Source organism: Armatimonadota bacterium (assembly GCA_031459765.1).
Lineage (GTDB): Bacteria > Sysuimicrobiota > Sysuimicrobiia > Sysuimicrobiales > Kaftiobacteriaceae > Kaftiobacterium > Kaftiobacterium secundum.
This window is the reverse complement of sequence record JAVKHY010000002.1, coordinates 214,597-238,774: the sequence shown is the minus strand read 5'-3', so window position 1 is coordinate 238,774 and position 24,178 is coordinate 214,597. Positions and strand designations below refer to the sequence as shown.

The following is a 24,178-nucleotide window of genomic DNA, read 5'->3' as shown; positions in this document are numbered from 1 at the left end:
GGCGATGCGCCTCCACCTCAAGATTACCCTCTGGATCGTGGTCATCTTCCTCGGCGTGGGGGGGACCTCGATCTACGCGCTCCTGCTCTTCCAGCGGGCGGCGGGGCTGGCGCAGTTTGAAACGATGGCCAGGACGCTGACGGAGACCATCCTGCACAGCCTGACCACGACGATGGTGAACAACAACCCCACCGAGATGCGACAGATCATCCGGCACATCGAGCGGGCGCCGATGATCGAACGGGTGGCCATCTACGCCCCGGACAGCCGGGTGTGGGCGAGCAGCAACCCCGACGAGATCGGCACCCTGCAGCCGTCGACGCTGCTGGCCCAGGTCATCGCCACCGGGACGCCGCGCACCGAGGAGCGGCCCGAGGACAGCGAGCTGGTGGTGTTCACGCCGATCCCCAACCGGGAAGAGTGCCGGGGCTGCCACACCGCCGGCCCGCGCATCCTGGGGGCGACCGTCGTCTCGCTGGACACGGCCCACGTCGAGTCGCACCTGCGGGGCAGCGCGCGGCTCCTGACGGGACTGGTGGGGTTCACCTTTCTGCTGGCGTTGGGCACGCTGAGCGTGCTGCTCGGCCGGTTCGTGCTGGATCCGCTCTCCGACATCGTCGCCACCGTCAAGGAGATCTCTCGGGGCAACTACGGGGCGCGCTCCTCGGTGCAGACCTCGGACGAACTGGGGATGCTCGCCGCCGCCTTCAACGACATGAGCGGCCGGATCGAGCGGTACACCCGCGCCCAGCGCGCCCGCATCGAGGACCTCACCCGGCGCCTGTCCACGCTCACCATCTTTAGCCGCACCCTGATCGAAGCGCCGGATCTGCGCGCGGGACTGGCGGAGGCGGCGGCGGTCTTCATGGAGATCGTGGGGGCGGACGCCTGCGCCATCTACGGCGTGGACGGGGGGCAGGCCACGTTGCTGGCGGGCGCGGGGGCGACGTCCCTGCTCGAAGCCACCGGCGCGCGCATCGTCGTCCGCGCGGCGGAGACCGGCCGGGCGCTGTGCTATCCCGTCGGTCCCGCCGAGGTGTGCTGCGAGGTCGTCCCCCCGGGCGCGGGGCTGGCCGTGCCGGTGCGGACCAGGGAGCAGACCTTCGGCGGGATCATCGTCGCCCGCGAGCGGCCCGTGGCGTTCGAGGAAGCGGATCTGACGCTCTTCACCACCGCGGCCGGCCATCTGGCCACGGCCCTGGAGAACCGGAGGCTCTTCGAGGAGTTGCGGGACAAGGAACGGTTGCGCGGCGAGCTGCTGGCCCGCCTTATCCGGGCGCACGAGGAGGAACGCTTCCGGATCGCCCGCGAGCTGCACGACGAAGTCAGCCAGTCGCTGACGAGCCTGATGATGAGTCTCAACGCCGTGGAGCATGAGGGCGCGACGGATCCCGCCCGGCTTCAGCGCGCGCTGGGGACGATCCGCACCGTCGCCGAGTCCACGCTGGAGGAGGTTCGCAAGATCGTCTTCGCTCTCCGCCCGACGCTACTGGACGATCTGGGGCTGGTGCCGGCCGTCCGCCACTACGCCAGGACGCTGCTGGAGGCGCAGGGCATCGAGGTGCGCTTCGCGGCGGCGGGCTTCGGCACGGGCCGCCTCCCCTCCGCCGTCGAGACGACCGTCTTCCGGGTGGCCCAGGAGGCGATCACCAACGTGGCCCGCCATGCCCACGCCAGGACCGTGGCCATCTCTCTGACGCTGGAGGGCGGCGCGGTACGCCTGCAGGTGGCCGACGACGGGGTCGGGTTCGAGGCCGCGGCCCTGCGCGCCTCCCCGGATCGGCGGCGCCTGGGGATCGCCGGGATGGAGGAGCGCGTGACGCTGCTGGGCGGCCGGCTCGAGATCGCCTCCGCGCCCGGGCGGGGGACGGTGGTGGCGATGACCGTGCCCGTGCCGGCGGAGGCGGCGGCGTGAACCGGCCGGCGTTGTCGGCCGGGGAGGGGGTCGCATGGCTCTGCGTCTGCTGATCGTGGATGACCACACCCTGGTCCGGGCCGGCCTGCGCGCGCTGCTGGAGTCCGCGCCCAACATGGAAGTCGTGGGTGAAGCGGAGGACGGACTGGCGGCGCTGGAGCAGGTGCGGCGGCTGCGCCCCGACGTCGTCCTCATGGACATCGCCATGCCGAAGGTCGGGGGGGTCGAGGCGACACGGCGCATCAAGGAGGAGTTCCCCGATGTCCAGGTGCTCGCCCTCACCGTGCACGAGAACGAGGAGTATCTGTTCCAGATGCTGCGCGCCGGGGCCTGCGGTTACGTGCTGAAGAAGGCCCGCCCGGCCGAGCTCGTGGACGCCATCGAGGCCGCTTCGCGAGGGGAGACCTACCTCTTCCCGTCCATGGCCAAGTCCCTGGTCGGCGACTACCTGCGCCGGGTCGAAGCGGGAGAGGAGGCCACCTCCTACGCGCAGCTGACCACGCGGGAACGCGAGATCCTCAAGCTCCTGGCGGAGGGGTACACCAGCCCGGAGATCGCCGAGATGCTCCACCTCTCGGTGAAGACGGTCTCCGCCCACCGCCAGCGCATCATGGAGAAACTCGATCTGCACCGGCCGGCCGAGCTCATCAAGTACGCCATCCGCAAGGGCCTCGTCGAGGCCGACGCCTGAGGCCGCCTGCGGCAGGAGCGGACGTCAGGCCGCGGGGACGTCCAGGTCGAGGCTTTCCAGGCGGAGTTCGTCCTCTTGATCGACCGCCAGAGCCGGTGTGCCGCAGTGCGGACAGCCCTCGTCGTGGTGGACGACGAAGGTGCGGCCGCAGATGCGGCAGGTTTCCACCACCTCCCGGATGGTGAAGGAGAGTTCGGCGCCTTCCGCCGGCGTCCCGCGGCTGATCACGGCAAAGTGCTGGCGGACCGTCTCCGGTTCGATGTGCGAGGCGCTGCTCAGCACCAGGTGGAGCCCCCGCACGGCCGTGGCCCCGGCCCGTGCGGCCTCATCGAGCGCGGTCTTCAGGATGCTCTCGGTCAGCCCGAGTTCGTGCATCTCCATCACCTCCCGCCGCCGGGTGGTCTGCCCCGGGTCTGCACCACCCGGCATCGACGAGGTCGCCGATCATGCGGACGGCCTCAGGAATGGCCGCGCGGACCGCGGGGTGCATCGATCCTCCGACCGTCGCGCCGTCGGCGGCCTCCACGGCGATGATGATGACCTCCCGGGGCATCGCCAAACCGAGGGCGCGTCCCAGCGCCAGGACCTCCCCCAGCCCCGCGTAGTGGGGGGAGGGACCGCCGGCGGCCGGCAGCACGTCGTCCGCGCGCACGACGTGGATCGTCCCGGGGGCGGCGGTGCCGCTGGCCACGGTATCCACGACGAGGAGACGATCGACGTCGAGGATCAGGTCGAGCAGTCCGAATCCGCCCGCCGCGGCGTCCGCCACCTCCAGGTCGGGCCGGGCGGCCCGCGCCGCCTGCGCCACGAGCAGGCCAAAGGCGTCGTCGGCCAGCAGTTCGTTGCCCAGCGCGAGCAGCCGGACGCGGGGACGCGCCGCGGAGGGCTGCCCCGCCGCCGACCCCCCGGCCGTCGGCGCCGCGAAGCCCTCAGGCATAGTGCAGGCTCCCGTCGAGATCCCGCCTCAACGTGGCCACCACGCTTCCCGTATGGTCGCGCAGCCGGACCAGCAGCGGCATGCTGCCCGGCAGGGCGTGCGTGGCGCAGCCGTGGCAGGGGTCGTAGGCCCGGAACGCCATCTCCACCATGTTCAGCAGCCCGGGGGAGATCTCGCGGCCGGAGAGCAATCCCTTCGCCGCCTTCTCCACGCTCATGGCGATGCGCGCCGCGTTGTTCTGCGTGGCCACGATCAGGTTGGCCCTGCGGATGACCCCGCGGTCGTCCGTCTCGTAGTGATGGAAGAGCGTGCCCCGCGGCGCCTCGACCACCCCCATGCCCTCCGTCGGGGTGGCGGTGGGCAGGGCGCGGATCTCCGGGGAGGTGATCTCCGGATCACCGCTCAGCTCCCGCATCCGCTCTGCGGCGTAGAGCAGCTCGATCACCCGGGCCCAGTGGTTGGCCAGGGTGTGGTGGACCGGACGGCCGCCCAGGACGGTGAAGAACTCCTCGTAGGCGGCCTGGGCCAGCGGGGTGGCCATGCCGTCGGCGGCGTTGAGGCGGGCCAGCGGCGCCACGCAGTACACGCCGCTGGCGGCGCCGTCGGTGAAGCCCTGCCACCCCAGCGGTTTCAGGTAGCAGAACTTCACGTAGCTCCAGGGTTCCACGTGTTCCGCGACGTAGTCCAGGTACTCCCGGGCGGAGAACCGGGCCACCTCCCGGGCGTCGGGTCCCACGACGCGGACCATCCCGTCGTAGAAGTTGACCCGGTTCTGGTCGTCGACCAGCCCCATGTAATGGGTGCGGTGGGTGAAGGTTTCCGAGGTGATGAGCCTGACGTACTCGGGGTTGGCGAGCACCACCTGGTGGAAGAGGTCCAGGGTGAAGCGCGCAAACTCGACGGCGTCCTCCGCGGTGCGGACGAACTCCGCCTGCTCGTCGGGAGAGATGCCCCGGGCCACCCCGCCCGGCAGGCCAAACACCGGGTGGACGGTCTTCCCGCCGACCAGGGCGATGAGGTCGCGCAACCGGCGGCGCATGGCGATGACGCGCCGGCCCGTCTCCACCCCGACCCTGGCAATGACGCCCAGCACGTTGCGCTCCGCCGCCGGCGCCTGCGGGCCGACCACGAAATCCGGACCGCCCAGGAAGTAGAAGTGCAGGGCGTGGTCTTCCACCATGAAGATGTTGTAGAGGAGCTCCCGGATCTTGCGCGCCCCCGGAGGCGGGGTGACCCGGTAGAGGTCGTCCAGGGTCTTGGTCGAGGCCACATGGTGCGCGGTGGGGCAGACCCCGCAGATGCGCGAGGTGATCTGCGGCATCTCCTCCGCCGGCCGGCCCTCCGCGAACTTCTCGAAGCCGCGCAACTCGGGCACCTGGAAGTAGGCCCGATCGACCTGCCCCGCCTCGTCCAGGATGATGTCGATCTTGCCGTGCCCCTCGAGTCGGGTAATCGGATCGATCACGACGTGCCGACGCACCGTCTCTGTCATGGTCCTCACCGCATCCTTCCCGCCGCCAGCGGGCGGCTGCCTTCCTCACCCGCCTGTCCTGCCCGCGCCGCTTCCCCGGGCGCGTGTTCACTGTCCGCCGCCGTACCGCGCCGGCAGAACTGCACGACCTGCGCCGCGCTGACGAGTTCCCGGCCGATCCCCAGTCGGCGGGGGGAGATCCCCAGGGCCAGGCCCATCACCTGCGTGAAGTACAGGACGGGCACCGCCGGCAGGTCCGGGTAGGCGCGGCGGACCAGGCCCTGATAGGCCTCCAGATTCGTCTGGCACAGCGGACACAGCGTGGCGACGACCTGCGCCTTCTGCTCGACCGCGCTTTTCAGCAGGTCGTGCACGAGGGCCAGCGCCGCCTCGCGCTGCGTGGCGATCAGCGATCCCCCGCAGCAGCGCAGCCGCGCGGGATACGGCACCGCCGTCGCCCCCAGCGCGCTGATGAGGTCCTCGAAGAACGTGACCCGCTCGGCCGCCTCGCCGGTCTTCTGCGGACGCACAACCTGGCAGCCGTAGTACGGGGCGACCCGGAGGCCCCTCAGGGAACGCGTCACGCGGGCCCGGATCGCCTCCAGCCCCACGTCCTCCACGAACACCTCGATCAGGTGCCGTACGCGGGTCGTCCCGGACAGGTGCAGGTCGTCTTCGGCCAGCGCCTCGTTGATGTGCTCCGCCAGATCCGGGTCCTTCCGCAGGGCGTCGGCGGCGCTGTGCAGGTTCTTGAAGCATCCGGCGCAGGGGGCCACCAGGTCCAGTCCCGTCCGCTCGGCGATGGCCAGGGTCCTCGCGCACAGCGTGTAGGCCAGGAGTTCGTCGATGTGGAAATAGGCGGTGGCCCCGCAGCAGTTCCAGTCCTGGATTTCCTGCAACTCGAGGCCGAGCACCCGGGCCGTCTCCACCGCCGAGCAGTGGTAGGATCGGGCCATCGTCTCCAGCGAGCAGCCGGGATAGTACGCGTAGGTCTTCACGAGCGTCCTCCGACCGGGACGATATGGCGCAGCACCCTGCGCAGCGCCTGGCGCCGGCGGATCCGGCGTGGCCACAGGGGCAGCCGTCCGTGCCAGAGCAGACCGGCGGCCACGCGGGCCTCGTCCAGCACGCCCCGGAGGCCGCGGCGCCCCAGATAAGCGGGCGCCAGCGCCGGTTCCCACGATCGGCCCGTGCGCACGACCATGCGCATGAAGCGCCGTGAGAAGTCCCGCGTCACCGCTTCACGCTCGCACTGGTTCCGCCAGATCGCGTACCGCTTCAGGGCGTACATCATCCGGGCCACGTCGATCTCGGCCGGGCACCGCACCGTGCACTGGTAGCACGAGGCGCAGATCCAGAAGGTGTTGCTGGCCAGGACCGCCCGGCGCTGGCCGGCGCGGATCATCGCGATCAATTGCCGCGGCGAGTGGTCCATGAAGTCCGCCAGGGGGCAGCTCGCCGAGCAGGTCCCGCACTGGATGCAGGCTTCCACGGGGTTCGGCGTCAGGGCGTACAGGGCGTGACGGATCTCCGCCGTGAAGGACACCGGTCCGGCCATCATGCCCTCCTACGCCCCGGCCGCCTTCTGCCCTCCGGATGCTTTCCGCCGTTCCGCGGCCGCGAGCAACGCGGCGACCTTCTCCAGCAGCAGGGCGGGTTCCACCGGCTTTTCCATCAGTTCGTCCACCGGCACGAGATGGGGGTGCAGGGGTTCTCCAGGGAAGAGGAAGGCGATCTGCTCCCGGATGCCGGTGATGATCAGCACGGGGATATCGCGCAACGCCGGATCCTTGCGCATCTTCCGCGCGAACATCACACCCTCCGCCCCGCGCCCCATCAGGATGTCGAGCAGGAGCAGGTCGAAGCGTCCCTTGCGCAGCGCCACGAACCCGTCCGCCGGGTTGTAGGCCGCCTCCACGGCGTAGCCCGCGCCCTCCAGGATCCCGCGGATTCCCTCCACGAACTCCGGATCGTCGTCGACGATCAGCAGCCGCTTTCCCGCAGTCATCGCACACCAACCTCCTTCTGGCGTTCCGCTCCTCCGACCGCCTCCGCAGCGGAGGGGCCCGCGGCCGGCAGTGAGATGGTGACGGTGGTGCCCGTTCCCGGCGTGCTGGCCACGGTCAAGGTCCCGCCGTGGACCTCCACGATGCGCCTGGTGATGACCAATCCCAATCCCGCGCCGGTCTCCCCCGCCGTGCCCACCGCCCGGCTCAGGCCTCCCAGGATGCGAGGCAGATCCTCGGGAGGGATCCCCACGCCGAAGTCCCTGACGGCAAGGGACACCGTCCCCTCCCGCGCTCCGGCGCTGACGATCACGCGCGATCCCGCAGGCGAGTACTTGATCGCGTTGCCGACGAGGTTCACCAGGGCCTCGACCAGCGTCCCTTCATCGCCAAGGACCGGTGGCACCGCTGTGGGGACATCGGTTTCGAGGGTGATGTCCTTCCTCTCCGCCAGGACCCGCATGCTGTCCACGGCCTTCTCCACAACGGTGGGGATCGGCACCGGCCGGAACGATGCCCGGAGGCTCTCCAGGTCTGAGGAGATGGCGCGCAGCCAGGTGGCGATCAGCGCCAGCAGGTCGGCAATCCGCCCCTGCAGGCGCCGCAGTCGCTCCTGCTGGGCCTCGCTGAGCACACCGGCCAGCTCGTGGGCCAGCAGCATCAGCTGCTGCTGGACGGCGGCCAGCGGCGCCTTCAATTCGTGAGAGACGATTGAGGCGAACTGCTCGCGCAGCAGATCGCGTTCGGCGCGCAGGCGCGCCGCCTCCCGGGCCAGGCGACGCCTCTCCAGCCCCCGGCGCGTGACCAGGCGGAACTCCTCGGGGGTGAAGGGCTTGGGCAGGAAGTCATAGGCCCCTTTCTGCATCGCCTCCACGGCAGAGCTGAGGGTGGCGTAGCCTGTGATGACGATGGTCACGATCGAGGGGTCACGGGCCCGGATGCCCTCCAGGACCTCGAACCCCGAGATGCCCGGCATCTTCAGATCGACGAAGACCAGATCCGGATGGAACTCCCCAACCCGATCCAGCCCCGTCGTCCCGTCGCGGGCCACGGCCAGATCGAACTCCTGGGTGCCGAGGATCTGCGCGCAGGCGTCCAGGACGACCTCCTCATCGTCGATGATCAGAATGCGCGGCCGTCCGTCGGTCTCGATCACGCCACCGCCTCCTTGACTCCCTCTGCCGCCGGCGTCACCGTGACCGGGAAGCGGACGGTGAACGTCGTGCCCCGGCCCACCTCGCTCTCCACGGCGATGGTGCCCCGGTGCTCCTTGACAATGCCGTAGCTGATGGACAGGCCGAGCCCCGTGCCGTGGCCGATCCCCTTGGTCGTGAAGAAGGGGTCGAAGATGCGGTCCAGATCCTCCGGCGCAATCCCGTGTCCGGTATCGGTCACCCGGGCCTCGACCATCCCGCCGGCGGGGTCGGCCCGCGTGACCAGGGTCAGCGTTCCCGCTCCTCCCATCGCCTCGGCGGCATTGATGATCAGGTTCATGAAGACCTGCTGAACCTGTGCCGGGTCCAGGATCGCTTCAGGCAGGTCTGGCGCGAAGTCGGTGACGACGGTGATGTTGTGAAACAGGGCCTGGCGTTCCACCAGCCCCAGACATTCCCGCAGAACCGTGTTGAGATTCGTCGGCCGCAGCTGGGGCTTGCGCGGGCGGGAGAAGTCCAGCAGGCTGCGGATGATCTCGCGGCAGCGGTCGGCCTGCGCGGCGATCTTCTGCAGGGCGTCCCTGGCGGGATCCGCGGCAGGAGTGCGTTCCAGGAGCAGGTGCGCGTAGGTGACGATCCCCTGCAGAGGGTTGTTCAGTTCGTGGGCCACGCCCGCGGCGAGCTGGCCGATCACGGCCAGGCGCTCGGACTCCATCATCCGTCTGCGCGCCGCCTCCTTGAGGCGCTCGTCACGTTCCCGAAGCGCTGTGGCCATCCTGTTGAACGTATCGGCCAGGACGGCCAGTTCGTCGTTCGTCCGCACCTTCACCCGCGCGTTCAGATTGCCCGCGGCCACGTCGTGGGCGGCGAAGACCAGGGCCCGGGTGGCCCGGGACACCTGGTGCGTGATCCAGGTGGAGAGTGCGGTGACCAGGATGGCACCGCCGAGCATGATCCCCAGGAACCCGATCACCGCCCGGCGGCGGATGTCCAGGTACTTCTGCTCGAGGACTCCGACGTAGAGAATGCCGACGGTGCGGTTCCCGATGCCGACGATCGGCTCGTACGCCGCGATGTACCAGTCCCTGACGACGTAGGCCCGACCGATCCAGGGCCGTCCTCGCCCTACGACCTGGTCGTACACGTCCGCGGCGATGCGGGTACCGATGGCCCGGGAACCGTCCGGATAGGTCACGTTGGTGGTGATCCGCACGTCGTCCAGGAACACGGTGGCCGTGCCGATGTCCCGTCCCTGGTGCTGCACCCCCTGGAAGACCGTTGCCTTGATCTTGTCCACAAGGGCGAAGTTGCGATTCAGGAGGATGCCTCCGTACAGTACCCCCAGCACCGCCCCGCTGTCCTCGAGGATCGGCGCGGCGGCTTCCAGGACCAGACCCGAGGTCAGGTCGGGCTCGGCTCCGGGACGCGCCCGGGGGGTCGGGACGACCCGAATGCGCGCGCGCTCGGCGAGGGCGGGCGCCTCCAGCCACAGCGCCTCTTCGGGCATGATCGCCGCCGCACTCACCGCCGTCCTGGCTCCCAGGGCTTCCCGGATCACCGGGTCGCCGGCGACCGTATCCCCGCGTCTGTTCCCGCCGGTGGTGCGCAGCAGCACATGCCCGGTGCCGTCGGCGAGGGTCAGGAAATCCAACCCCTCCTGCTCGCGCACCCGTCGGAGTTCGGCCAGGAGATGGTCCGTCCGGCCGGCCAGGAGGGCGTCACGGAGGAAGAAGCGGGCCGCGGTGAATCGGACCGCGTAGGTGACGTGGTTGAGCTGGCCATGGAGAATCTCGCGCGCGGCGTTCAAATCGTTGCGCACCGTGGAACGGGCCTCCGACATGATCAGGTCGCCGATCATGCGGGTCCCCACCAGCCCGAAGAGGGCGGCCGTCACCGCCACGATGAGCAGATGGCTGAGGACGAGTTTCGTGGCCAGGGGAACGAACCGCGGTCTCCGACCGGCGCCCCCCGGTTCCGCGCGGCGTCGGATCGACCCGATCCAGGCGATGGGATGTCCGGCCGCGCGCATGGGAACCGTTCTAGCCGCCGGCGGCCTGCGCCCGGACCGCCTCGGGTGGTGGGGTCTGGATGCGGCGGCGCAGGCGCGAGGCCGCCAGCGAGTACCGGTAGAAGGTGCCCACCGGGTCGGGGATCGTGTTCAGGATCGCTTCCGCCGCCTGGGGGTCCGTGGCGTCCACCATGGAGGCCACCGCCGAGATCATCTTGGCCCCGACGTCCACCACCCGGGAGGTCGGGCCGAAGCAGCCTGTGCACGGCATGTGCGCTCTGGGGCACAGCGCCTCGCAGCCGCCGCGCGTGGCCGGCCCCAGGCAGAGGATGCCCTGGGCCAGCAAACAGGTCTTCGGATCGATCAGGACCTCGTGCGGTCGCCTGAACTCCTTCAGGAGCAACTGCTCAGGTTTGGTGTCTTTGAGCGGGCATTGCTCGCACAAAGCCACATCGGGGGCCAGCACGCTGCCCCTGGGCGGCAGACGGCCGGAGAGGATGGCCTCCAGGGCCTCCTTGATGATTTTCGGCGTGGGCGGGCACCCGGGGAGGTAGTAGTCGACGTCCACGACCTGGTTCAAGGCACGCACGGTGTCGCGGAAGGCGGGCAGAGTGAGACGCTCCCCGTCGACCGGCACCACCTCCTGGGGGCGGGTGCCCTGCTCATTGACCACCGACGGCGCGTCTTCGTACACCTTCCGGAAGATCGCGGCGCGGTCCCAGAGATTGGCCAGGGCCGGGACGCCGCCCAGGTGTGCGCAGGCGCCGAAAGCGATCAGCAGTTGCGCCTTCCGCCGGAGGAGGTGGGCCATCTCTTCCTGTTCGGCGGTGCGGATCGCGCCGTTGATGAAGGCGGCGGCGAGGGAGCCGTCGGCGAGGCCTTCCAGATCGCGGCGCTTGACGTCCAGGGCTACGGGCCAGAAGGCGATGTCCGCGGCCTCGACGACCCCGAGGATGTCCTCGGCCAGATCGACGACGGCCTCCTCACACCCGCCGCAGGAGGCGCACCAGTAGAAGGCTACCCGGGGCTTGCCACTCTGGGCCATCGGACTCACCTCTCTCCTCCGGCGGCCGCCGCCGGCACGGCCTCGACGGTCCCGGGCGCGACTTCGGCATCCCAGGCGGCGCGCCGGGCCGGGAGGGCGAGCGGGCCCAGCGCGCGAAGGGTCTCGACCATCTCCGTGATCACCCGCGCCACCTTCTCCCCTTCGGAGGCGGAGATCCACTCCAGCCGCAGGCGGCCGTCTTCGATCCCCATCTCCCCGAGGACGCGGCGCAGCAGGGCCACGCGGCGCAGCGTCTTGTAGTTCCCCTCCTGATAGTGGCAGTCGCCGGGATGGCAGCCCCCGATGAGCACCCCGTCCGCGCCGCGGGCGAAGGCTTCCACCACGAACTGCGGATCGACGCGCCCCGAACACATCACCCGGATGACACGGGCATGGGGCGGGTACTTCAGGCGCGAGGTGCCGGCCAGGTCGGCTGCGGTGTAGGTGCACCAGGTGCAGAAGAAAGCCACGATCGTGGGCTCCCACCCGGTGCCGGCCGGCCCGTGTGCGGGTTGTTCCTTGTGCGGTCCATCCATCGTCCCGTCCTCCCGTCAGGCCTGTGCCGCCAGGACCCCGGCGATCTCGGCGAAGATCTCCGCATCCTCGAACAGGTGCTGGCGGATCGCCCCCGAGGGGCAGGCCGCCACGCAGACCCCGCACCCCTTGCACAGCGCCTCGGTGATCTCCGCTTTGGCCGTCTGTCCGTTGAAGGCGATGGCGCGATAGGGACACAACGGAATACAGGTCTTGCAGCCCGAGCAGTCGTCGGCGACGACGTAGGCGGTATTGGGCTCCAGGGCGATGCGCCCGGCGTCCACCAGGGCCAGCGCCTCCGCCGCCGCGGCGCCGGCCTGGGCCACGGAATCGGGGATGTCCTTGGGCCCCTGACAGGCCCCGGCCAGGAAGATGCCGTCGGTGAAGGTGCTCACCGGCGCCAGCTTGGGATGCCGCTCCAGGAACCAGCCTTCTGTGGAGCAGGAGATGTTGAAGAGGCGCCGCACCGCCTCGGCGTCGGCCTGCGGTTCGAGGGCCCCGCTGAGGACGACCATGTCCACCGGGATGCGCCGGATCATGCCGGCCAGGGTATCCTCCACCTGGATGATGAGCTTGCCTTCTTCCTCGGGGCTGGTCGCCCAGTCGGAGACCTGGGCCACCTTGCCGCGGATGAAGTGCACCCCTTCCTCCAGGACGCGCCGGTAGAACTCCTCGAACCCCTTGCCGGGGGTGCGGATATCGATGTAGAAGTTGTACACCTCCGCGCCGGTGCGCTCGCGGATGAGGTGGGCCAGCTTGATGGAGAACATGCAGCAGACCCGCGAGCAGTAGATGTTGTAGTGCTCGTCGCGCGAGCCGACGCAGTGGATGATCCCGACGCGTTCGGGCTTCCGGCCGTCCCGCAGCACGACCTCACCGCCGGTCGGCCCGGCGGCGTTGATCAGCCGCTCCACCTCCAGCGCCGTGTAGACGTTCTTGTAGACCCCGTACCCGTAGTAGGGGATGCGGCGCGCGTCGAAGGTTTTGAACCCGGTGGCCAGGATAATCGCCCCGACCTCGATCTCCTCGGTGCGCTCCCGCTGGGTGAAGTCGATGGCCCCGCGCTCCCCGCAGGCCTCCACGCAGGTCTTCTTGCACTTCCCGCTCTTGAACTCGATGCAGGTCTCCGGGTCGATCACCACCAGCAGCGGCACGGCCTGGGGGAAAGGCAGGTAGATCGGCTTGCGCTTGCCCAATCCCAGGTTGAACTCGTCCGGGACCCTGGCTTCCTTGTAGACGCAGGCCTCGATGCACTCCTGGCAGCCGACGCACAGGTCCTCGATGATGTAGCGCGGGTGCCGCTTGACGGTGACGCGGTAGTTGCCGACGTACCCCTCGACCTTCTCCACTTCCGAGTAGGTCCACAGCGTGATGTTGGGATGCGTGCCCACGGCCGTCATCTTGGGGGTGAGGATGCACGCCGCGCAGTCCAGGGTGGGGAAGGTCTTGTCGAACTTCGCCATGTGCCCGCCGATCGTGGGCTCGCGCTCCACGAGGTAGACGTGCTTGCCGGCGTTGGCCATCGTCAGGGCGGCGTGGATTCCGGCGATGCCGCCGCCGACCACCAGGACGTTGGGATTCACCGGCACGCTGCGGGTCTCCAGGGGCTTGTGCAGGATGACGCGCTGCACCGCGGCCCGGACCAGGTCCTTCGCCTTGCGGGTGGCCTCGGCCGGGTCGGTGTGCACCCAGGAGTCCAGCTCCCGAATGCTGACCATCTGGAAGTAGTAGGGGTTGAGCCCGGCCGCTTCGACCGCACCGCGGAAGGTGTGCTCGTGCAGCAGCGGAGAGCACGCCGCGACCACCACCCGGTTCAGTCTGTGCTCCGCGATGTCCGACCGGATCAGGGCCTGGCCCGGATCGGAGCACATGTATTTGTACTCCCGCGCCACCGCGACGCCGGGCAGCGTGGCCGCGTACGCGGTGAGGGCCTTGACGTCCACCATCCCGGCGATGTTTGTGCCGCAGTGGCAGACGTATACCCCGATGCGCGGCGCGCCGTTTCCGGTCTGTGTCTCAAGCCGCATGGCTGGCCTCCTCCGCCGTCACCGCCTCGCTGACCAGTTCGGCCAGATCCCGTATCGCCAGACGCCCTTCGAGCCCCGTGGTCTTCACCGCATCGCGGAACATCACCAGATCCTTGGGGCAGGCCACGACCAGGGCAGAGACCCCAGGGAGGGCCGCCGCCTCCCGCACTCTCTGCTCCGCAGGCCGTTCCTTCGTCGCCGGCATCTCTTCCATCCAGATCCGCCCTCCGCCCGCACCGCAGCAGAAGCTCCTCTCGCGGTGGCGTGGCATCTCCACCAGGTGGACCCCCAGGGCGCGCAGGACGCGGCGCGGGGGCTCGTAGACGCCGGCGTACCGGCCGAGATAGCAGGGATCGTGATAGGTCACCGTCAGGCTTAGTCGACGACGCACCGGCAGGCGTCCCTCCGCGATCAGGCGGTCGAGGAGTTCGGAGTAGTGCAGGACTTCGGTGGGGTGCCCGTCCCCCGCCGTCCCCTCCAGGTCATAATCGACCTTCAACGCGTGATAGGTGTGCGGGTCGGTGGTCACGATGCGCCGGAATCGGGCCCGGCTCAACGCCTGCCGGTTCCGCTCCGCCAGCAGCTCAAACAGCCCTTCCTCGCCCACGCGGCGCACGTCGTTGCCGGCGTTGCGCTCCCCCTCGAAGAGGAGACCGAACTCCACGCCGGCGGCGTGGAAGAGCCTGGCCGTGATCCGGGTGATCTCCTGGGCGCGCGGGTCGTAGGCGGCGTAGTCGCCGGTGAACCACAGGAACTCCACCGGTTCGCGTCTGGCGTCCTTGATCGGAAATCCCAACGCCTGGGTCCATCGGGCGCGGGCGCGCTCGGACTGGCCGAGGGAGTTGCCGTAGCGCGCCAGGTGGGTCAGGGCGGTCTGCAGCATCCCGTCCATCGTGCCCCGGCTGACCAGGTGCCGGCGCAGGTCCACAATGATCTGCGGCTGCCGGATGAAGACCGGGCAGGCCTCGGCGCAGGCGCCGCACGTGGTGCAGGCCCAGAGTTCGCCGGAGGTGACGACGGGGCCGTGGAGCAGGCCGTCCTCGCCGGGGTTCCTTTGACGGCCCCCGGTGCGCAGGAGCGCCGCGTCCAGCTTCATCATCAGGTGTTTCGGGCTCAGGGGCAGCCCGCTGGCGTAGGCCGGGCACACCTCCTGGCAGCGCCCGCACCAGGTGCAGGCATCCAGTTCCAGCAGTTGCTTCCAGGTGAGATCCCTGATGGATGCGGCGCCGGCGGCCGCCGCCGGGCGCAGGGTCCCCGGCGGAGAAAAGTCCCGGAAGAAGACGTTCAGCGGCGAGGAGATCAGGTGGAACGCTTTGGTGAACGGGATGCTGGCGATGAAGATGAAGGCCAGCAGGGCATGGGCGGCCCAGAGGCCGGTATGAACGGTGCGCAGGGTCTGCGGGGAACTCTCCCCGAAGGCCTCCGCCAGCGCCGAGCCCACGGGAGACCACATCCGCCAGGGCGGCGGATCGGCGCCGAGGCGCAGCCCTTCCACCGCAAAGCCGCTCAGCACGATCACCAGCAGCATGACGGGCAGATAGGCCTCGTCCCAGCGGAAGGTGGGCACGGCGGCGGAGGCCAGCCGGGGGGTAGGGCGGAGATATCGCCGCCACAGCGCGATGCCGAGCCCGAACACGACCAGGGCGCCGAACAGATCCAGCACGAGCTCGTAGATCAGGTACACGCGCCCCTGCAGGAGCCGGAGGTCCCAGAACAGGCGGGTCACGTCCCAGTCCACCGTGGCCAGGACCGTGCCGAGGAAGAGCACGACCATCCCCCAGAACAGGGCCAGGTGCATGATGCCCGAGAGGTAGTCGGCGAGGATGCGCAGCTGGGCCAGCGCGTAGAGCACCACGGCCCGCAGGCGATCCCAGAGCGTTCCGCTCAACCTCTCGGCGCGGCCCAGCCGCCATCTTCGAGCGCGCCAGAAGACCCCGACGGCAAAGACGAGAACCGTCAGGGCGCCCAGCACGTACTGCGTCAGTTCGGCCCAGGGGGGGACGTTCCAGAAGGTCTCCCGTACCGGCGTCATCTCAGGCCGCCCTCTTCGCCTTGGCCAGCTGGGCGACGAGGGCCGGGAGGATCTCGAAGATGTCGGCCACGACTCCGTAGTGCGCCACGGTGAAGATCGGCGCCGCGGGATCCGTGTTGACGGCAACGATGAGCTCGGACTGGCGCATCCCTTCCAGGTGCTCGGGCGCGCCGCTGATGCCCAGGGCCAGGTAGAGGCGGGGCTTTACGGTCATCCCGGACTTTCCGACCTGCCGGCTGAGGGGCAGCCATCCCTGATCGATGACCGGTCGCGACGCGCACACGGCGCCGCCGAGCAGCGCCGCGAGCTCCTCGGCCAGCGGCAGGTTTTCCTTGCGCTGAATACCGCGGCCGACGGCGACCAGCACCGGCACCCTGGTGATGTCCACGTCCCCGGCGGCCGGCTCGATCAGTCGCACCACCTGCGCCCGGACCCGGGCCAGCAGGTCGGGAGCGGCGGCGGTCTCCACCGGCGGCTCCCCGGTGGACATCCCGGCCTCCGCCGGGTAGGCGCCGGCCAGGACGGCCAGAACCGAGCCGGAGGGCACCTCCACATCGCACAGCAGCTTACCCCCGCACAGCTGGCTCGTGGCGAGGATCCGGCCGTCCTCGACCCCCACCGCCCGCACATTGGCCACCATGGGGACCTGGAGCAGCGCCGCCAGCAGCGAGGCCAGGTCGATGCCGGCCGACGTGGCCCCGCACAGGACCAGGTGGGGCCGATGCTGCTCGGCCAGCGCGGCCATGGTGCGCGCGTGGCCGTCGGGTGTGAACGCCTCCAGCTGCTCGTGGTCGACCAGGCGCACCAGATCGGCGGCGCCGAGGGTGCGCGCCAGGTCCGCCGCCTGGCGGCCGAGCAACACCGCGACGAGGCGTCCGCCCAGGCTCTGGGCCAGCTCGCGCCCTCTGCCCAGCAGTTCGTAGGTGTGGGGGGCGACGCTGCCCTTCAGGTGCTCGACGTACACCCAGACCTCCGGCGACGGCGCGCTCATCGCAGCACCCCCCGGTCTACCAGGACGGCCACGAGTTCCCGAGCCACCTCCTCAGGGGTTCCGGCGAGCATCGTGGCTCCGCCGGCCGCCGTGGGCTTGTACAGGCGACGGATGGCGGGGACGGGCTGAGCGCCGATGGCGGGGAGCGCCTCCGTCCCGATCGATCGGGTTCTCATCACCTCGCGGATGCGGGCCACGGGGACGTAGCGCGGCGGCTGCGGCGCGGAGATCACGCCGATCACGGCCGGCAGAGGGACGCTGATCTCGGCGGCTACGCCGCCCGGGTACTCCTTTTGCACCAGGACCGTGCCGTCCGGAGCAGGCTCGACGGACCGGGTCACCCCGACGTAGGGCAGATCCAGCAACCCGGCCAGCAACCCGGCAAGATGGCCGTCCAGGTCGTTGATGGCCTGGACGCCGGTGAGCACGAGATCCGCGGGCCGGCGACGGAGGATCGCGGCAAAGATCGCCGCCGCTTCGTGGCGCGTGACGCTCCCTTCGGGCGCCGGGGCGATCTTGACCGCCTCGTCCGCCCCTTTGGCCAGGGCGGTGAACAGCGTCTGGTCCACGTCGCCGTAGTCCAGGGCCAAGGCGGTGACCTGCGCGCCATGGCGCTCTTTGAGCAGCAGGGCCTGCTCCAGGGCGTGGTCGTCGCTCTCGCTCAGGACGTAGCGCAGCCACTGGGTGTCCAGCGCCGTTCCGGAGGGGTCGATCTCCAACTCCTCGACCGGATCGGGGACCATCGTCAGCAGGACCGCGATCTTCATCTCTGCACCTCGCCTGGCGGGACCATCGACTCGTCGAGCAACTCGAGAATGTCCCGCACCACCAGGCGTCCCTCGTGGCCCGTGGACTTGAGGGCGTCCTCGAAGCGCGACGTCTCGAAGGGGCAGGCCACGGCCAGGATCTGCGCCCCGGTGGAGAGGGCATGGGCGACGCGCCGGTCGGCCAGCCGCTCGTGCGCGGTCTGCCAGATCAGCGTGTCCAGCCACATCCCGCCGCCTCCGCCGCCGCAGCAGAGCGACAGCTCCCTGGAGAACGGCATCTCGACCAGGGTCACCCCCGGAATGGCGCGCAGCAGCTCGCGCGGGGCGTCGAAGATGCCGCAGGCCCGTCCCAGGCAGCAGTTATCGTGGTAGGTGATTCGGGCAAGAAGGGGGTTGCGCAGCAGGGGACGCAGGGCGTCGAGCCGGCGGGCCAGGAACTCGACGTAGTGGCTGACCGGATAGCGGTGGCCCAGCGCCGGGTAGACGCGCTTGAGCGAGTTCATGGCATGGGGATCGCCGGTGACGATTTCGCCGAACTCGTAGCGGTCCAGCAGCGCGGCGTTGTACTCGACCAGGCTCTCGAACAGCCCGCGCTCCCCGGCCAGCCGCTCACAGTCGCCGATGCAGTGTTCCTCCGGTCCGAGGATGGCGAAGTCTACACCCAGCCTGTGAAGCAGCCGGGCCATGGCCTGGGCCTGGCGCTGGTTGCGCGGGTGGAAAGACGGGTAGCACTCGACGATCCACAGGACCTCCACCGGCCGCTTGAGCTGCGAGATGACCGGGACGGGCACGCCCGCCCCCTTGACCCACTCGAGCCGCTTCCGCATCCCCTCCCCGAAGGGGTTGCCATACCGATAGGTGTTGTCCAGGGCCTTCTTCATCTCGGGAGGAGGCTGGATCCCCGCGGCCATGGCCGCATCGCGCAGGGCCGGGAACAGGACGTCGGTGATCTTCAGATTTCCGGGGCAGCGGGCCGCGCACGTGTAGCAGGAGACACACAGCCAGGGGGTGGTACTGCGCAGCACGTCGTCCAGCAGGCCCTCCCGCGCCAGGTGGATGATTCGACGCGGGGGGTAATCCATGGCATGAGCGAGGGGACAGGACCCCCCGCACATACCGCACTGGATGCAGGGGTAGAACTCCTGCTGCCACGGACGTGGAGGTGCGGACAACATCGTGGGTACGCTCCTTCCGCGGGGAAGCCACTGCTCAGGTAGCGTCTCCGCCGCCTCCCGCTGATTGTGACCGCTCTGTGCTCGGCGTCACCTCACCACCGTCTGTGTCCCGCCAGCATTCTCCGCCCCGTTCTGTGCCGTTGCCATCCGATGGATGACCGATTTGCCATGGTCGGATGCTCACGGTTCCGCCACCGGGGGGCCACCGCCGCCCTGACGCGGCCCGGCGCCGCCGTCGGCCCGGGCACGGCCGATGGGCAGCTGTTCAGCGACCAACGGGGGAGTTGCCCGCGAGGAAGCCGTGGGGGGCGGGCGGGGAAGCGCGGTGAGACCGGAGAGACGCTAGGCGGCGGGCGGGGCGTCCTTCCCTGTCTCCGGGGCCTGTTCGGCGCCCCAGTAGCAGTCATCGCACAGGCGGATCGTAATGCCGCGCTGCTCCAGGTCCCTGGTGGCGCGGCGCAGGCCGCAGCGGTGGCAGGTATCCGTGGGCCGGATCTCTCGCCCATCCCGCACAGCAATCCCCCCTTGTGCGCTCCGCCGTTCTCCTTCGCTTTGCACCTCCATCGTGCGCCCGGCTCCCGGACTCGGCCATCGGGTGCCGGGCCGATTCGCCTCGGGCGGGCGGGGACGGCAGAATCGGGTACGCGCCCGATACGCCGCAGGCCGAAGGCGGCGTAGGCTACAAAGGAGGCGTTCTGCATCCTGTTTCCCCCGCGCCATTGGCGCCTCACCCGCTGTGGAAGTGGACACCGTGTGGAGGTGAGGATCATGCGCACGCGCCTGCTCGCGGCCGCGGTCCTGTGGATCCTCCTCGCCGTTGTCGTGCGGCCCGCGACCACGGCCCCCGCCGAACCGATCCGGATCGGCGTGATCACATCCCTGACCGGCCGGTTTGCCACCTTCGGCAAGATGCAGATGGCCGGCTACACCGTGGCGCTCAAGGAGATCAACGCGAAGGGGGGCGTCCAGAAACGCCCGCTCGAGCTGCTCATCGAAGACGACGCCTCGGCGGTCCCGGCCGCGCTCTCGGCGGCGGAGCGGCTGCTGGCCAAAGGGGTGCCCCTCATCCTGGGCACCTACAGCAGCGGTGTGAGCAAGCCGCTGGCCGGCTACATGGAGCGGCGGGAGATGCCCCTGATCGTTTCCGGCAGCGCCGACGACAGCATCACCAAGCCCGGCTCGCCCTACGTCTTCCGCGCCAAGAGCGTCAGCAGCACCTACGCCCGGACCCTGTTCGACCTCTTCGACGCCCTGGGCGGGATGCAGACCGTGGCCATCCTGGCGGGCACCGGCGCCTTCGAGCAGTCCGTGGCCGCCGCGGCGCAGGCCTTCGTGAAGGTGCGCAACTACAAGCTCGTGGCCAACGAAGCCTACGACCGCGGCCTGACCGACTTCCGGCCGTTGCTGAACAAGTTCCGCACCCTGGGCGCCGACATCATCTTCATGGTGTCCTACGAGGAGGACGCGGTGGCGATCATGCGCCAGGCCAAGGAGGTCAATCTGAACCCCAAGATCTTCGCCGGCGCGGCGGCGGGCTTCGCCATCGAGTCCTTCATCAAGGGCGCCGGCGACACCGCGGAGTGGGTCTTCACCGCCACCTCCTGGACGCCGGATGTGAAGTATCCCGGCGCGCAGGCCCTCTACCAGAACCTGAAGGCGGCCCTGGGCGGCGCCGAGCCCAGCTACCACGCCGCGGAGACCTACATGGCGTTGATCGTGGCCGCCGACGCCCTGAACCGGGCCCGGGGGCTGGACAAGAAGGCCATCCTGGAGGCCCTCGCCGCCACGGACCTGATGACGCCGGTGGGCCCGGTGCGGTTCCAGAACTTCGCCGGCTTCCGCAACCAGAATCCGATTCCGATGGTCGTGGAGCAGGTCCAGGGCGGGAAGTTCGTCACGGTGTTCCCCACGCAGATCGCCCCGGGCCGCCCCCGCTATCCGACGCCGCCGTGGGACAGACGGACGGCGCCCTGAGGCCGGTCCGGTGATCCGGGGCCCGACGCAGGCCGTCGGGCCCCGGGGCGCGCCATGGACCTCGCGACCTTCTTGCAGGTGGTGGTGAGCGGCATCCTGACCGGCGGCGTCTATGCCGTGGTGGGGATCGGCCTCTCCCTCATCTTCGGCGTGATGCGCGTCGTCAACTTTGCCCACGGCGAGTTCGTGGCCCTGGGCATGTACGCCGCGCTGCTGCTCTTCGCCCGCGGGCAGATCGACCCGTTCCTGGCGATCCTGATCCTCCTCCCGCTGTCCGTGGGGCTGGGGTACGCGGTGGAGAAGGTGTTCATCGCACCCATCGCCCGCGCTCCGGAGCACGTCTCCATCCTGATGACGGTCGGCGTGGGGCTGGTCATCAGCAACCTGCTCCTCTTTGGATTCGGCGCGCAGCCGCAGAGCATCTTCACACGCTACTCCACCTCGACCCTGCGCCTGGGCGGCGTGACGTTCAGTCTGCCGCTCACGCTCTCCTTCCTGATCACCATCGCGGCGATCACGGGGCTGTATCTGATGTTGATGCGCACGGAGCTGGGACGGGCGATGCGGGCCACCGCCCAGAATCCGGACGCGGCGGAACTGATGGGGGTGAACGCGGCGCACGTGCGGGGCGTGGCCTTCGGCATCGGCGCGGCGATGGCCACCCTGGCCGGCACCCTGCTGCTGCCGGTGCTCTACGTGATTCCCACCGTGGGCGGCGTCTTCACCCTGAAGGCCTTCGTCGTCACGGTGCTCGGCGGTATGGGCAACGTGGTGGGGGCGATCGGCGGCGGGTTGATCCTGGGGGTGACGGAGTCGCTGGGCGCCACCTACGTGAGCAGCGCCTACCGCGACGCCTTCGGCCTGGTCGCCTTCCTGCTGGTCCTGCTCTTCCGGCCGGCGGGGCTGTTCGGACGGAGCCGCGTATGACCCCGGCGGTGCCCAGACCGCGCACCCTGATCGCCGTCGCCGCCGTCGTCGCCGTCGCCGCATGCTACCCCGCGGTGTTCCCCACCAAGCTGAACCTGGGCGTGGCGATCGTCCTCTTCGCGGCGACGGCCACGGCCTGGGATGTCCTGGGCGGGTGGGGGGGACAGCTGTCGCTGGGCCACGCCGCGCTGATGGGAGTGGGAGGCTACACCATGGCCCTGCTGGCGCTGCGGGCGGGGGTGGCTCCCTGGTGGGGACTGCTCGCCGGCATGCTCCTGGCCGCGCTCGTGGCGGCCGTCTGGGGCTGGGTGGTGTTCCGGCTGCGCGGGCCGTACTTCGTGCTCAGCACCATCGCCGTGGCCGAGATCCTGCGCCTGGTGGCCATCAACTGGACCTCCTTTACCGGCGGAGCGGAGGGGCTGTTCATCAAGTCGCTGCCCCGGCCCCTGGGGCTGGACCTGTTCGACCGTGCCGTGGAGTTCTACATGGGGTTGGGCTGGTTGGCGCTGGCCCTTCTGGTGGCCTGGTGGCTGTCCTGGTCGAGGTTCGGCTACTACCTGCAGGCCATTCGCGAGGACCAGGATTCCGCCATGGCCATGGGGATCAACCCCACACGGGTCAAGGTCGCGGCCTTCATGCTCAGCGCCGCCCTGACCGCCGCCGGCGGAGCGTTGTTCGCCGTTTACGTGAGCTTCTTCGAGCCGCACATCATCTTCGACATCGGCATGAGCGTGGAGCTGGCCCTGATGGCCTACATCGGCGGCGCCGGAACGGTCTTCGGGCCGGCCATCGGCGCGGCGGTCCTGCTGGTGGCCGGAGACCTGTTCCGCAACTACTTCCAGCAGGCGAACCTGCTGATCTACGGGGTCTTGATCATCCTGATTGTCCGGTTCGCGCCCGAAGGCATCGTGGGCGGATGGCGGCTCCTCGCGCGGAGGTGGCCGGGTGGGCGACGTGCTCTCCCTCAACCGGCTGAGTAAGGCCTTCGGCGGCCTGATGGCCCTGAACGACGTCTCCTTCAGTGTGGCGGAGGGGGAGATCGTCGGCCTGATCGGCCCCAACGGGGCCGGGAAGACTACGCTGTTCAACGCCGTCAACGGCTACTTCCCGCCCACCTCCGGATCCGTGACCTACCTGGGCCGCGTCGTGACCGGGTTTCCCCCGGATCGGATGGCCCGGCTCGGCATGGGCCGCACCTTCCAGATCGTGCGACCGTTCCCGCATCTCTCCGTGCTGGAAAACGTCATGGTCGGCGCCTTCCTCCGGTATCCCTCCCGGCCGGCGGCGGAGCGCAGGGCCTGGGAGGTGCTGGAGTTCATCGGTCTGCAGGATGCCGCCCACCGTCCGGCCGGGCAGTTGACGCTGGCCGGCCGCAAGCGCGTCGAGGTCGGCCGGGCCCTGGCCCTGGAACCGAGGCTGCTCCTGCTCGACGAGGTATCGGCCGGCCTGAACCCGGCCGAGGCCGACCGCCTGGTGGAGCTCATCCGCCAGATCCGCGAGCGGGGCGTGACCATCCTGATCGTGGAGCACGTGATGCGCGTCATCATGCGCATTAGCGACCGCATCGTGGTGCTGAACTACGGCCGGAAGATCGCCGAGGGGACGCCGGCGGAGGTGGCCCGGAACCCCGAGGTCATCCAGGCCTATCTGGGCGAGGCGGCCGATGCTTGAGGTGCGCGGGCTGGCGGCAGCCTACGGCGACCTGATCACCCTGTGGGATGTGTCCTTCGACGTCCGCCCGGGTGAACTGGTGGCCCTGGTCGGGGCCAACGGCGCCGGCAAAACGACCACCCTGCGCACGATCAGCGGGCTGCTGCGGCCGCGCCGGGGCAGCGTCCGGTTCAACGGCCGGTCGCTGGTCGGGCTCCCCCCGCACCGCATCACCGATCTGGGGATCGCCCAGGTGCCTGAAGGTCGTCAGCTCTTCCCCCTGATGACCGTTGAAGAGAACTTGCTGCTCGGCTCCTATCCCCCGCGCGCCCGGGCGAAACGCCTGGAAAACCTGACCCGGGTGTACCGGACCTTCCCCGTGCTCGGCGACCGCCGCCGTCAGGAGGCGGGGACGCTGTCGGGCGGCGAGCAGCAGATGCTGGCCCTGGGCCGCGCCCTGATGAGCGACCCCCTGCTGCTCATGCTGGACGAACCGAGCCTGGGCCTGGCCCCGCTGGTGGTGCGCGACGTCTTCGCCGTGATCACGCAGATCCGCGCCCAGGGGGTGACCGTGCTCCTCGTGGAGCAGAACGTCGCCCAGGCCCTGGCCGTGGCCGACCGGGCCTACGTGCTGGAGAACGGCCGCATCACCCTGGAGGGCTCCGGCCGTGAGCTGCTGGCGCACGACGGGGTCCGGCGCGCCTACCTCGGCCTGTAGTCGAGTCTCCCCGCCGAGCCGCCCCAGGCACTACTGTGTGGACCGGACAGGAATCCTCCCCTCGCCCGATATCCTCGTCCCGGCCGTCCTGCCATGATGACGGGGAAGCGGACCACCCGGGTCCGGATTCTCCCCATCGCCATGGGAGGGTCCGCG

23 protein-coding genes are annotated in these 24,178 nt (G+C 69.9%); 7 read left to right on the top strand and 16 right to left on the bottom strand.

Annotated features, from left to right (window positions below; all coding sequences use genetic code 11):
* The first annotated feature begins 4 nt into the window (after positions 1 to 4).
* Both QN141_03885 and QN141_03880 read left to right on the top strand, forming a co-directional pair.
* Positions 5 to 1,915: a histidine kinase gene (locus QN141_03885; protein ID MDR7557608.1), complete on the top strand. Its 1,911-nt coding sequence runs from the start codon at positions 5 to 7 to the stop codon at positions 1,913 to 1,915.
* Between the two features lie 34 nt (positions 1,916 to 1,949).
* Positions 1,950 to 2,606: a response regulator transcription factor gene (locus QN141_03880; protein ID MDR7557607.1), complete on the top strand. Its 657-nt coding sequence runs from the start codon at positions 1,950 to 1,952 to the stop codon at positions 2,604 to 2,606.
* 24 nt (positions 2,607 to 2,630) lie between these two features.
* Here the strand turns inward: QN141_03880 and QN141_03875 are convergent, their stop codons facing one another.
* From QN141_03875 to QN141_03800, 16 genes are all read right to left on the bottom strand, one after another.
* Complete coding sequence (locus tag QN141_03875; GenBank protein MDR7557606.1) at positions 2,631 to 2,981, bottom strand: hydrogenase maturation nickel metallochaperone HypA; 351 nt, start codon at positions 2,979 to 2,981, stop codon at positions 2,631 to 2,633.
* Entirely contained in the window at positions 2,932 to 3,543 is a 612-nt protein-coding gene (locus tag QN141_03870; GenBank protein ID MDR7557605.1) for a hydrogenase maturation protease, read from the bottom strand. Before QN141_03870 ends, QN141_03875 begins: the two co-directional genes overlap by 50 nt.
* Positions 3,536 to 5,035: a Ni/Fe hydrogenase subunit alpha gene (locus QN141_03865; GenBank protein MDR7557604.1), complete on the bottom strand. Its 1,500-nt coding sequence runs from the start codon at positions 5,033 to 5,035 to the stop codon at positions 3,536 to 3,538. Before QN141_03865 ends, QN141_03870 begins: the two co-directional genes overlap by 8 nt.
* Positions 5,036 to 5,040: 5 nt before the next feature.
* On the bottom strand, positions 5,041 to 6,012 hold the full coding sequence (locus QN141_03860; GenBank protein ID MDR7557603.1) for a CoB--CoM heterodisulfide reductase iron-sulfur subunit B family protein: 972 nt from the start codon (positions 6,010 to 6,012) through the stop codon (positions 5,041 to 5,043).
* Positions 6,009 to 6,572 (bottom strand): 4Fe-4S dicluster domain-containing protein, encoded by a 564-nt coding sequence (locus QN141_03855; protein ID MDR7557602.1) that lies wholly within the window; start codon positions 6,570 to 6,572, stop codon positions 6,009 to 6,011. Before QN141_03855 ends, QN141_03860 begins: the two co-directional genes overlap by 4 nt.
* 9 nt (positions 6,573 to 6,581) lie before the next feature.
* A complete protein-coding gene (locus QN141_03850) occupies positions 6,582 to 7,022 on the bottom strand; it encodes a response regulator (GenBank protein ID MDR7557601.1) in 441 nt (146 codons plus the stop codon).
* Positions 7,019 to 8,176: a response regulator gene (locus tag QN141_03845; GenBank protein MDR7557600.1), complete on the bottom strand. Its 1,158-nt coding sequence runs from the start codon at positions 8,174 to 8,176 to the stop codon at positions 7,019 to 7,021. Before QN141_03845 ends, QN141_03850 begins: the two co-directional genes overlap by 4 nt.
* Positions 8,173 to 10,203, bottom strand: coding sequence for a cache domain-containing protein (locus QN141_03840; GenBank protein MDR7557599.1), 2,031 nt, complete (start codon positions 10,201 to 10,203; stop codon positions 8,173 to 8,175). The genes QN141_03845 and QN141_03840 overlap by 4 nt, the downstream gene beginning before the upstream one ends.
* Positions 10,204 to 10,213: 10 nt before the next feature.
* On the bottom strand, positions 10,214 to 11,227 hold the full coding sequence (locus QN141_03835) for an oxidoreductase (GenBank protein ID MDR7557598.1): 1,014 nt from the start codon (positions 11,225 to 11,227) through the stop codon (positions 10,214 to 10,216).
* Positions 11,228 to 11,232: 5 nt separating this feature from the next.
* A complete protein-coding gene (locus tag QN141_03830; protein ID MDR7557597.1) occupies positions 11,233 to 11,763 on the bottom strand; it encodes a hydrogenase iron-sulfur subunit in 531 nt (176 codons plus the stop codon).
* Positions 11,764 to 11,778: 15 nt separating this feature from the next.
* Entirely contained in the window at positions 11,779 to 13,788 is a 2,010-nt protein-coding gene (locus QN141_03825; protein ID MDR7557596.1) for a CoB--CoM heterodisulfide reductase iron-sulfur subunit A family protein, read from the bottom strand.
* Positions 13,778 to 15,820, bottom strand: coding sequence for a heterodisulfide reductase-related iron-sulfur binding cluster (locus QN141_03820; protein ID MDR7557595.1), 2,043 nt, complete (start codon positions 15,818 to 15,820; stop codon positions 13,778 to 13,780). The genes QN141_03825 and QN141_03820 overlap by 11 nt, the downstream gene beginning before the upstream one ends.
* Position 15,821: 1 nt before the next feature.
* Positions 15,822 to 16,811, bottom strand: a complete 990-nt coding sequence (locus QN141_03815; GenBank protein MDR7557594.1) for an electron transfer flavoprotein subunit alpha/FixB family protein — start codon at positions 16,809 to 16,811, stop codon at positions 15,822 to 15,824.
* Positions 16,808 to 17,578: an electron transfer flavoprotein subunit beta gene (locus QN141_03810; GenBank protein ID MDR7557593.1), complete on the bottom strand. Its 771-nt coding sequence runs from the start codon at positions 17,576 to 17,578 to the stop codon at positions 16,808 to 16,810. The genes QN141_03815 and QN141_03810 overlap by 4 nt, the downstream gene beginning before the upstream one ends.
* Positions 17,575 to 18,753, bottom strand: a complete 1,179-nt coding sequence (locus QN141_03805; GenBank protein ID MDR7557592.1) for a (Fe-S)-binding protein — start codon at positions 18,751 to 18,753, stop codon at positions 17,575 to 17,577. The genes QN141_03810 and QN141_03805 overlap by 4 nt, the downstream gene beginning before the upstream one ends.
* 342 nt (positions 18,754 to 19,095) lie before the next feature.
* Positions 19,096 to 19,266 carry a hypothetical protein gene (locus QN141_03800; protein ID MDR7557591.1) on the bottom strand — a complete coding sequence of 57 codons (171 nt, stop codon included), beginning with the start codon at positions 19,264 to 19,266 and terminating at the stop codon, positions 19,096 to 19,098.
* Between the two features lie 255 nt (positions 19,267 to 19,521).
* Between QN141_03800 and QN141_03795 the strand changes: the two genes are divergently transcribed.
* From QN141_03795 to QN141_03775, 5 genes are read left to right on the top strand one after another with little or no spacing between them, the layout of a single operon-like run.
* Complete coding sequence (locus tag QN141_03795; protein ID MDR7557590.1) at positions 19,522 to 20,727, top strand: ABC transporter substrate-binding protein; 1,206 nt, start codon at positions 19,522 to 19,524, stop codon at positions 20,725 to 20,727.
* 54 nt (positions 20,728 to 20,781) lie between these two features.
* On the top strand, positions 20,782 to 21,654 hold the full coding sequence (locus QN141_03790) for a branched-chain amino acid ABC transporter permease (GenBank protein ID MDR7557589.1): 873 nt from the start codon (positions 20,782 to 20,784) through the stop codon (positions 21,652 to 21,654).
* A complete protein-coding gene (locus QN141_03785; GenBank protein MDR7557588.1) occupies positions 21,651 to 22,634 on the top strand; it encodes a branched-chain amino acid ABC transporter permease in 984 nt (327 codons plus the stop codon). Before QN141_03790 ends, QN141_03785 begins: the two co-directional genes overlap by 4 nt.
* Positions 22,600 to 23,325 carry an ABC transporter ATP-binding protein gene (locus QN141_03780; GenBank protein MDR7557587.1) on the top strand — a complete coding sequence of 242 codons (726 nt, stop codon included), beginning with the start codon at positions 22,600 to 22,602 and terminating at the stop codon, positions 23,323 to 23,325. Before QN141_03785 ends, QN141_03780 begins: the two co-directional genes overlap by 35 nt.
* The gene (locus tag QN141_03775; protein MDR7557586.1) at positions 23,318 to 24,022 is read left to right on the top strand and encodes an ABC transporter ATP-binding protein; all 705 of its coding nucleotides are present in this window, start codon (positions 23,318 to 23,320) and stop codon (positions 24,020 to 24,022) included. Before QN141_03780 ends, QN141_03775 begins: the two co-directional genes overlap by 8 nt.
* Positions 24,023 to 24,178 lie beyond the last annotated feature (156 nt).